Genomic DNA, 10,629 nt, shown 5'->3' on the forward strand with positions numbered 1-10,629 from the left:
ACTTAATTTTAACTTTGATTAAGCAGTTAAAGCGTATTCGACTTTTGTGCTTTATATTTTATACGGTAGCTATGTAGTAGTGGTTCAGTGTAACCACTAGGTTGCGTTACGCCCTCTAAAACCAGCGCAGTAGCGGCTTGAAACGCAATGCTGTTATTAAGGGTTTCTTCGCTTGTTGCCATGGGTGTATACGCAGTGTCATGCTCGTTTTGGCCATCAACCACTTTTGCCATTTTAGCCATTGTTGATTTTATTTGCGCTTGTGAGCACACGCCATTTAGCAACCAATTAGCCATATGCTGGCTTGAAATACGCAGTGTGGCTCTGTCTTCCATTAGCCCAATATGGTTAATGTCAGGTACTTTTGAACAGCCTACGCCTTGATCAATCCAACGTACAACGTAACCTAAAATACCTTGTGCGTTGTTTTCTAGCTCACTTTGAATATCTTCTTTTGAAAGCGTTTTAGCATCTGTCATTAGCGGCGGTGTAAGCAGGTCATTAAGGCTCGCAATAGCACGTTTAGCTATACTTTGCTGCTCGGTAAATACGTTTATATCGTGATAATGCATTGCATGCAGAGTAGCGGCTGTAGGGGAGGGCACCCATGCTGTATTAGCGCCTGATTTAGGGTGAGCTTGTTTTTGCTCCATCATTAATGCCATTTTATCTGGCATTGGCCACATGCCTTTACCTATTTGTGCTTTATGACTTAAGCCACAAGCAAGGCCAATATCGACGTTGCGATCCTCATAAGCTTGTATCCATGATTGCTGCTTAATCTGTGCTTTTGGAAGCACAACGCCCGCTTGCATAGAGGTATGAATTTCATCGCCTGTGCGGTCTAAAAATCCAGTATTTATAAATACAACACGCTCTTTAGCTGCATAAATACAGGCTTTTAGGTTTACAGAAGTACGGCGTTCTTCATCCATAATACCCATTTTAAGCGTGTTTTTAGGTAAGCTTAGCGCTTCCTCTACTAAGCTAAATAAAGTGTTAGTAAACGCTACCTCTTCAGGGCCATGCATTTTTGGTTTTACTATATTAATACTTTGCGCGCTTGAGTTTTTTATACCTGTTTTTTTATTTAGGTCGTGCAGGGCAGCGGTAGCAGTAAACATCGCATCCATAATGCCTTCAAATACCGGTTGATTGTACACATCGGTAATAGCTGGGTTCGTCATTAAATGGCCAACGTTTCTAACAAACATCATGCTACGGCCTTTTAAAGTAACTGTGCCGCCGTCAAGTGCGGTGTATGTTTTATCACTTTGCAGAGTGCGCTCTACGGTTTTATCGCCTTTTTTAAACGATTCAACTAGGTTACCTTGCATCAAACCAAGCCAATTTTTATAAACTTGTACTTTATCTTCTGCATCTACCGCAGCTACAGAATCTTCACAATCCATAATGGTTGTAAGCGCGGCCTCTAACACTACATCTTTTAAGCCTGCTTTATCTGCTTGGCCAATAATGTGGTGGTGATCTATATGTAGCTCTATGTGTAAATCATTGTTTTTTAATAACACTACGGTTGGGTTTTGTGCTTCACCTTGATAGCCAATAAGCTGAGATGGGTTAGCTAATGTGGTTTGAGAGCTGTCACGCAAGGTAATTAAAAGTGCGCCATCTACTACTGAATAATTAGTGCTTTCTATATGCGAGCCATTAGTTAACGGCAATGCTTTATCTAAAAACTGGCGAGCGTAGGCCATTACCTTAAAACCACGAACAGGATTGTAGGTATTGCCTTTTTCGGCTCCATCGTCTTCGCTTAACACATCTGTACCGTATAAAGCGTCGTATAACGAACCCCAACGTGCGTTAGCGGCATTAAGTGCAAAGCGTGCGTTACTTACAGGCACAACCAACTGAGGGCCTGCTGTAAGGGCTACTTCGGGTTCTACATTTTTGGTTTCAATTTCAAAGTTGGCAGGCTCTTTAACTAAATAGCCAATATCTTGCAAAAAGGCATGGTACTTAACGCTATCCCACGTTTTATTAGCAAGATGGTAGTCATCTATTTGCTGTTGAAGCAATTCTCGCTTTTCAAGCAGTGCCTTATTTGTAGGGGTAAGTGTTTGAACTATATGTGCAAAGCTTTGCCAAAATTGATGCTCACTTAAGTGAGTGCCTGGTAGTAATTGATTTTTAACAAAATCAGCGAGTTGTGTGTCTACGCTGAGTCCTGAATGTGTGAGAGTGTGGGACATAGTTGCCTTCCTTAAACGGTCGCGATGTTGTTGTGTGCTTGTGCGTTAAGGCAACAATAACTCAAAAAGGCAATGTTGAGTGCTTTTTAGCCATTCACAAAATGTATAGCCACAATAACAACTATAAATTTACTAAATCTAGAAAAGGAGCCTAATGTTGAATCAAGCGAAACGGAGCACACACTCCTAGCCACTCTCACAACATTAAAATAATTTACACACTCGTTCGAAGGATTTTATTATGACAACATATCAACGCGAAACAGACACACTCTCTACTCTTTGCCAATCACAAGGCAGCGCATGGAAAGCTATTAACCCTGAATACGCAAGCCGTATGCGTTTACAAAACCGTTTTCGTACAGGGATTGAAATTGCGCAATACACAGCAGACGTTATGCGTGAAGATATGGCTGCATATGACGCCGACACAAGCCTGTACACCCAATCTTTAGGGTGTTGGCATGGCTTTACTGCCCAACAAATGATGATGGCTATTAAGCGCCATCAAAAAACAACTAAACGCAGCTATGTATACTTAAGTGGCTGGATGGTTGCAGCACTTCGCTCTGCATTCGGTCCGCTGCCAGATCAAAGTATGCACGAAAAAACATCAGTACCTGCATTAATTGAAGAAATTTACACATTTTTAAAGCAAGCTGATGCACGTGAACTAGACCACTTGTTTAACGACCTAGATGCAGCAAAAGCGAATGGCGGCGATGTTCAAGCTGTTATTGATAAAATAGACAACTTTGAAACTCATGTTGTGCCAATTATTGCTGATATTGACGCAGGTTTTGGTAACGAAGAAGCAACTTACTTACTGGCTAAAAAAATGATTGAAGCCGGTGCGTGTGCCATTCAAATAGAAAACCAAGTATCTGACGCCAAACAATGTGGTCACCAAGCGGGTAAAGTTACCGTTCCACACGAAGACTTTTTAGCAAAGATTAACGCAGTACGTTACGCCTTTTTAGAACTTGGTATTGATAACGGTATTATTGTGGCACGTACAGATTCATTAGGTGCAAGCCTTACTCAAAAAGTACCTGTGTCGCAAACACCAGGTGACTTAGCAAGCCAATACAATGCATTTTTAGAAACGACGCCAATTAACGGTGTTGATGACTTAAATGAAGGCGACACAGCAATGAAAATTAATGGCCAGTTATGTAAACCAACTCGCCTAGATAACGGTTTATTTCAATTCCGCGAAGGCACTGAAAAAGACCGCGTAGTACTAGATTGTATTACGAGCTTGCAGTCGGGCGCTGATTTACTGTGGATTGAAACAGAAAAACCTCATGTTAAGCAAATTGCAGAACTGGTAAATCGTGTAAAAGAACACGTGCCAAATGCAAAACTGGTATACAACAACTCGCCTTCGTTTAACTGGACGCTTAAGTTTCGTGAGCAAGTATATCAAGAGTGGGAAGAAGCAGGCCGTGACCTTAGTGCTTACCCAAGCTTTGGCGACAATAAAGGCCTTATGGCACCAGAAATGGATGCAACAGAACTTGCGCAAGCAGCCGATTTACTAGTGCAAAACTTCCAGCGCGATGGCGCACGTGAAGCAGGTATTTTCCATCACTTAATTACTCTGCCTACGTACCATACAGCTGCGCTGAGCACTGATATTTTATCAGAAGGTTATTTTGGCGATATGGGTATGCTGGCTTATGTACGTGATGTACAACGCCAAGAAATTCGCCGCGAGCAAGCTTCTGTTAAGCACCAAGACCTAGCAGGGTCTAACATGGGCGATACACACAAAGAATACTTCTCTGGTGATAACGCGCTAAAAGCCGGTGGTGAAGATAACACCATGAACCAATTTTAACTTCCTAACTAGATAGTGTTACTCAAGGGCCAATAGGCCCTTTTTTATTGCTTTAAGTAAAGTTAGAACATTGAAGCATAATTACAGATCAGACTTTAACTAGGGCGTGTTGATCTTTGTGGATTGAAATTTGTTCAATCTAGGGGCGATTAAATCGCGGCGCGAGGTTTGTAACCTAGTGGGCTAAGTAAAAACCGAGCAACAAAGAGTTTATCGCCCCTAGAAAGAACCCAAAGGGCAGCGCATGTTTGGTATTTATGCTACGTTATCGCCTATTCATGGGGAATAACCACACTACATAAGCTCCGCCTTGCCTAAAAACCAAACATACTGCTGCAAATTAACCCACCAAAGTTCAACACGCCCTTGCCAAATAATTTTGGATCACTATTTAACTACCTGAGTGAATTTACAGATCAGAGTTTAACTAACCTTTCATAAAACGGCATATTTGGGGTGATTTTGCTGTAAAAAGCGTTTACAACAACTTTAAAAGGCAGGTAAGTGACTGATTTTTGCTTTAATAGGCAAACTTAGCGAATTTATAAACCGATTTTTTACTAACTTCTCTGTGCTATAAAACAAAATTTTACTAACTGATAGGCTATAAACAGTGACTCAAACCGATTTTTTACCAACTCAAGTTACAAAAAATGCTATAAACCGAAATTTTACTAACTGAAGTTTTAGCTAAGTCCGATATTTAACTGTCACAGAAGTGTAAAGGGGGTTTACAGTTTGAATACTACGGCGATAAATACAAAAGCCACTTATTTAAAGTGGCTTTTATTTGAGCTATAAATATTATACTAATTTTAGGTTATTTAGTGTGTTTATCAAACCACCATTGAATATAAGCAACTTTGGTCATTAAGTTTGATGGGCGAGCTGTAATACCATGCGATGCATCAGGAATTCGCACCATTGCAGTATCAACGCCTTGTAGTTTTAATGCTTGATAAAACTGTTCAGTTTCTGAAATTGGTGTACGGTAGTCAGATTCCCCAGTGAGCAACATAGTAGGAGTTTTGACGTTTCCAACATAGCTAATAGGCGAGCGTTTCATGTAATGCTCAATGTGATCCCATGGTTTACCTGGGAACCAATAATCAGCAAAAAACGGGTAAAAATCGGCAGTTAGTACAAAGCTGATCCAATTAATAACAGGCTTAGCAACTACAGCCGCAGCAAAGCGATCGGTATGACCTACAATCCAAGCTGTTAGTACGCCACCGCCAGAGCCACCGGTTACAAACAATTTAGACTCGTCAATAAAGCCTTTCGCTATTAGCACATCAACGCCAGTCATTAAGTCATCAAAATCGTTACTTGGATAATTATGATGAATAGTTTGTGCAAACTCTTTACCGTATGAATCACTACCACGTGGGTTCATGTATAAAACGACATTTCCTTTGGCTGCAAACAGCTGAATTTCAGCGCTAAAGTGTGGACCGTAATTAGCTACTGGACCGCCATGTATTTCTAGTATTAGCGGATATTTTTTGCTGCGGTCAAATTCTGGTGGGTAAGCAATCCATCCTTGAATAGGTAACTCATCGTGACTTGATTTAATCCAAATTTCTTCCACTTTAGCCAAAGCTTTGTCGCCCAATGCATCTGCATTAAGGGTAGTTAAACGCTGCGCGTTACCGCGTTTAATTGTTGCTATATCAGCAGGGCGCTGAGTATCGGCAAGGGTAAAGGCTACTTCGCCATCTTCGCTTACATCAAAGTCACCACCAGAATAAGAGCGACCAAAGGCAACACTGCCAATTTGAGTTGTTATTATTTTACGCTTGCCGCTGCGTGGTTGATAGGCGAGGGCGGTTTGACCTTTATCTGCATAGCTAAAGTATATGCCTTTGGAGTTTGCACTCCATTTTATTTGACCTACGCTACGATCAAAATTTGGCGTTAAGCTTGTTGTGTTACCTGTTTTTAAATCACGAATATAAAGCTGAGCGTTTTCGTAGTTAGTGCGTTTATCATCGTAACCTGTGTACGCTAAGTAACGACCATCGGGCGATACTTTAGGCTGCTCGTCAGGTCCGTTTCGGTCAGTAACTTTAGTTATATTTTGTGTGGCTAACTCGAGTTGATAGATTTCACTGTTTGTGGGTTTTAGCTGGTTGTTTGTGTGCCTGTTTGCAGAAAAATAAAGCGACTTACCATCGTTACTAAAACTTACATCGCCTGCGTTATCAAATTCATCATGAGTGAGTTGTTTGGCATTACCACCGTTAGCATCTATGGAAAATAATTGGCTAAAACCTTTTTGTGTGTAACCGCCACCATCTGAACGATAATAAACATCATCAATAAATTTAGCGGATTCTGCCCAGGTTGCGCCTTTTGGTTTGCCTGGTAAGCTCACTGGCGCTGAATTAGCGCTTGGAACAAACATGCTAAATATTAATTGGTTAGTATCAGGGCTCCATGTAATCGAACGTGGACTACTCGTTAAGTTACTAATTTTTGCCATAGCACCTGTTTTAAGCCATTTTATATATATTTGGCTGCTGCCATCGCGAGTTGATATAAACGCAAGGCGTTGACCATCAGGAGAGAGGACTGGCGAATAATCCATATGCACGCCAGAGGTTAGCGGTTGCATTTGTTTGGTTTTGTAATCAACAGACCAAATATTACCAACTTTGCGGTCGGTTTTTATATCCATGCGATTACGCACAAAATAAACCGTTTTACCGTCTTCGGTTATATCTATTTGATTGGCATATTCTAAATTAAATACATCTTGCAGTTGTAGTGTATTTTTTTCAGCGTAGGCTAAATTGCTACAGCCTAAAACGAGGCTAAGTGTTAAAAACTTTTTCATTTTTATCCCTGTTGTTACTTTTTTTAATTTGCTAAGTAGTTATATGTTAGGGATTATTAAATTAACAGTAGGATGCGATGAAGCTCTTATTTAAATCTATGAGTTAAAGCTGTAAAGGGGGTTTACAGCTTCTATTTGTGGTTGTGTAAAAGTGTTTAGTTAGCTGAGTTACACAGGGCTTTTATGTCTTTTATAAGCGCTATGCCATCAGCGTTGTCGCCATGTACGCATAAGCTATGGGCGTTGAGCGTTAGTTTTTTTCCAGTTTGTGTTGTCACGCTGCCATCGGATAAAAGCTGAGTTACTTGTTTTAGTAATGCAGCTTTGTTGTGAACGCTACCCTCAAGTGTTCGTGACACTAAATGCCCGTCGTCGGTGTACTGCCTATCGGCAAATGCCTCAAGTATTAGATCGACTCCTGAATCTTTAGCTATTTGAATGTGCTTATTGGCATTTTTAGTCGCTAAAATCATTAGCTTTAAATCTATTGGGTAGCTGGCGATTGCATTTATAACGGTTTGTAATATTTGATCATTTGCCATCATGTCGTTATAAAGTGCGCCGTGGGGTTTTACATAGCTAAGTGTTAAACCTTGTACTTTTGCCATCCCCTCAATAGCGGCTATTTGATAGTGCAGGCAATTTGTAAGCTCTTTTTCGCTAAGTACCATTGAGCGTCTACCAAAGCCCTGCTTGTCTGGGTAGCTTGGGTGAGCACCAATTTGTACGTTATGTTGTTTGGCAAGTACAAGAGTGTTTGCCATTATGTCGGCGTCACCTGCATGAAACCCACACGCAATGTTAGCCATATCAATATGTGGCATAACGTCATCGTCTAGCCCCATTTTCCACGCGCCAAAGCTTTCGCCTAAGTCACAATTGAGCTTCATATTAGTGCACCTTTTGCGGTTTTATTGTGACAGGTAATACGCCGTTAGCCGGTGCTTCTCCTAGTAACACTTTTGCAAGTGCGGTAAAAGCAGGACCAGACACAATATCGTTTTTATCTACATCAATATTATATGCATACGATGCAAGTACGGCATTTGCATAATCGCCAAATTTAGCAATGTCATAAGGGGCTCTCAGGCTTATAAATACAGTGCTTTTATTACTCTGCTTTGCCACTTTTAATAATGACTCAAGTGCTTTTGGCTGCTCTGCATTATTAAGTGCAAAATTTGAATCATCTATTAAATCATCCATACCGCCAATTTCGACCGCACTTTGATTAGGCGTTGCATTACCGGCGATAACTACATCAGCAGCCTGTATTTGTGCTTTTGCATGTGCTGGATTAAACCCTTGTAAACTACTACAGCTATAGTTAAGTTTCTGCTGGCTGATAGCTTCAATTGCTTGCTGCATTGCCATACATTTACGCGTGTCGGGCATAATAATATGAATATTACTTCCTGCTTTTAAATTAAGCGGCAAAGTACTGTTATTATTTTTAACCTGCGTTATTGCCTCTACAGCAAGCTGCGCTTCTATTTCGCGATGTGCTGCACTGCCAATTGTTTGCTTTGCATTTATGAGCGCGGTAATAGGGTCAAAATTAGTGCTTAATCTAAATTTATTTTTAAGTGTAATTATACGCTGTGCCGATTGTGCTATTTCTTGCTCATCAAGTTGGTTTGATTTAACCGCTGCAACAAGCTCTTTAATAAGGTCATCGAGCTTGTTTAAATCATCCGGTGTTCTAATTTCAACGGGCATTAGGGCAATGTCAGCCCCAGCCGCAAACGTATTTATTACCGCTTGAGTTGGTGTAAAGAAGTTACTAATGCCAGCCATATCAAGCGCATCAGTTACTACAACACCTTGGTAATTAAGCTCACCACGTAAAATATCAGTAATGATTGCGCGCGACATTGTTGCCGGTTTTACCATAGTTTTGCCATTAACACTTATAAACGTTGTGCTATCAAGCGCGGGATATTGAATATGCGCCGTCATTATCATGCCTGGGTTTTGCTTGGCGATAATGTGTTTAAAAGGTGCTAGGTCTTGCTCGTAAATAACTTCTTTTGCATGGTTTACTTTAGGCAAACCTGTATGGCTATCTACGTTTGTATCGCCGTGGCCCGGGAAGTGCTTTAACGAGGTAATAACGCCGTTATTCTCAAATCCTGCAACCTGTGCGGCGCCTAATTTACTCACTAATGCAGGGTTTTCACCAAACGAGCGTACGTTAATAACAGGGTTATCGGGGTTCATGTTTACATCAACCGTAGGCGCGTAGTTTACATTGATACCCAGCGAATTTAGTTCTTTAGCTATAACAGTTGCTGTTTTTGTCGCAAAGCTTATACCGTGTTTTTTGTAGGTTGCGCCAATCGACATATTACCGGTAAATGAGGTGGCAACATCGCGTGGTAAACGCGCTACACGTCCGCCTTCTTGATCTATTGATATAAATAGCGGCAGCTTACTACTGGATTTACTTGCAGCTGTTTGCAATTGGCTATTAAGCGCAATTGTTTGCTCTATCGATTGAGTGTTTTCAGAAAATAAAATTACCCCACCAATATCGTATTTTGCAATAGCGGTAGCGAGTTCATTAGGTAACTCGGTCATTGGAGTTCGGCATTTATTACTTACTCCTTGCTGGCAGAAGTAACGAAAGTCGAGTATTAGCTTTTGCCCAAGTTGTTGTTCAAGAGAAAGCACGGGTTTAGCAAGCGAGGATTGTAATGGCATTAAGCACCCAGATAAAAAAACGATAGACGATACAATACACTTATTTAGCAAAACACACTCCAAAGCTAAAAAGTAGATAAGTGTAAGCAGCTTAACTACTTTTTGAGGTAACTGCAAAAGAAGGATTTTTTGCAGAGGAACCAATAACGTATTGTAAAAGTTAAAGAAAATTCATAATCTTGCAACTAGCGAAAAGTTATATTTAGTTATATTTTTTGTGGCTTTGTTAATATTAGGTAATAAATTTTCAAGAGGGTATAATTGCGGGCTTTATATACAATTATAGGTTCGGGTACTGAATACCTGTACTTAGGATGGCATACGTTTGCGAAAAAAATTATTAACGGCCTTAAATCTTCGATTTCTTATTTTGCTTTTAGCGATTACGGCTTCTATTAGTACTTTAGTAAGTAGCTTTTATTCTACCTACCAAGTACAAAAAGAGCAGTTAACAGCTTACACGCTAAAAAGTAACTATGCTTATGCCAATAAACTGGCATCCGCAACAAATAATTTTTTAGAATCCGCAATGCAACAACTGGCCTATTCAGCTAAAAAAATAGAGCAAAGAGTTGATGATGAAGATTTATTAAACCAAGAAGCGACCCGCTTACACTTACAAACGAATAGCTTTAACTCGGTTGTAATTAATAAGCATAGTGTTGTTGTCGCAACCTCTCCTAAATTTCCACAACTTATTGGTGAATCAATCCACTCACCCGGCGCTGTACAAGCGCTACAAGAAAAAAGACCATTAATCAGCGCGCCTTATGTGTCGGCTGCTGGGAACTTTATTGTTTTTATTTCTCATCCTTTGTTTGATCAAAGTGGAGATTACCTTGGTTATATTGGTGGCTCTCTTTATCTAAAGGAGCGTAATATTTTAAATAGCTTATTAGAGCAGCATTATTATGAGGGTGGAACATATATTTATGTGGTCGATGCCAGTAGGCGAATTCTCTATCACCCAGATCAGGCACTTATAGCTGTCTCTTGATCACAAGTCTGACTCAAGAGATTTTGCTAAA

General features: G+C 40.4%; 5 protein-coding genes and 1 pseudogene. 2 read left to right on the forward strand and 4 right to left on the reverse strand.

The genetic code is table 11. From position 1 onward, the window contains the following. Window positions 1-26: 26 nt before the first annotated feature. Window positions 27-2,216 carry a malate synthase G gene (locus GQR53_RS11585; protein WP_165744009.1) on the reverse strand — a complete coding sequence of 730 codons (2,190 nt, stop codon included), beginning with the start codon at window positions 2,214-2,216 and terminating at the stop codon, window positions 27-29. 241 nt (window positions 2,217-2,457) lie between these two features. Here GQR53_RS11585 and GQR53_RS11590 point away from each other — a divergent pair, with 241 nt between their 5' ends. Next, entirely contained in the window at window positions 2,458-4,059 is a 1,602-nt protein-coding gene (locus GQR53_RS11590; protein WP_024591564.1) for an isocitrate lyase, read from the forward strand. Window positions 4,060-4,879: 820 nt separating this feature from the next. Here the strand turns inward: GQR53_RS11590 and GQR53_RS11595 are convergent. The 3 genes from GQR53_RS11595 to GQR53_RS11605 form a co-directional block, all read right to left on the reverse strand. Next, complete coding sequence (locus GQR53_RS11595; RefSeq protein ID WP_165744010.1) at window positions 4,880-6,898, reverse strand: S9 family peptidase; 2,019 nt, start codon at window positions 6,896-6,898, stop codon at window positions 4,880-4,882. Window positions 6,899-7,053: 155 nt separating this feature from the next. Further along, entirely contained in the window at window positions 7,054-7,788 is a 735-nt protein-coding gene (locus tag GQR53_RS11600; RefSeq protein ID WP_165744011.1) for a 5-oxoprolinase subunit PxpA, read from the reverse strand. A gap of 1 nt (window position 7,789) precedes the next feature. Next, window positions 7,790-9,601, reverse strand: coding sequence for a glycoside hydrolase family 3 protein (locus GQR53_RS11605; RefSeq protein ID WP_165744012.1), 1,812 nt, complete (start codon window positions 9,599-9,601; stop codon window positions 7,790-7,792). 370 nt (window positions 9,602-9,971) lie between these two features. Between GQR53_RS11605 and GQR53_RS11610 the strand changes: the two are divergent. Further along, window positions 9,972-10,574, forward strand: a pseudogene (locus GQR53_RS11610) (diguanylate cyclase); the annotation flags it as partial. Between the last annotated feature and the right edge of the window lie 55 nt (window positions 10,575-10,629).

Source organism: Pseudoalteromonas sp. Z9A6, from assembly GCF_011378805.1.
GTDB classification, from domain to species: Bacteria; Pseudomonadota; Gammaproteobacteria; order Enterobacterales; family Alteromonadaceae; genus Pseudoalteromonas; species Pseudoalteromonas distincta.

Bases quoted from the DNA above. Each gene is read 5' to 3' on its own strand.
- GQR53_RS11590 (WP_024591564.1), top strand. From the start codon at position 2,458: ATGACAACATATCAACGCGAAACAGACACACTCTCTACTCTTTGCCAA.
- GQR53_RS11595 (WP_165744010.1), bottom strand. From the start codon at position 6,898: ATGAAAAAGTTTTTAACACTTAGCCTCGTTTTAGGCTGTAGCAATTTA.
- GQR53_RS11605 (WP_165744012.1), bottom strand. From the start codon at position 9,601: ATGCCATTACAATCCTCGCTTGCTAAACCCGTGCTTTCTCTTGAACAA.
- GQR53_RS11600 (WP_165744011.1), bottom strand. From the start codon at position 7,788: ATGAAGCTCAATTGTGACTTAGGCGAAAGCTTTGGCGCGTGGAAAATG.
- GQR53_RS11585 (WP_165744009.1), bottom strand. From the start codon at position 2,216: ATGTCCCACACTCTCACACATTCAGGACTCAGCGTAGACACACAACTC.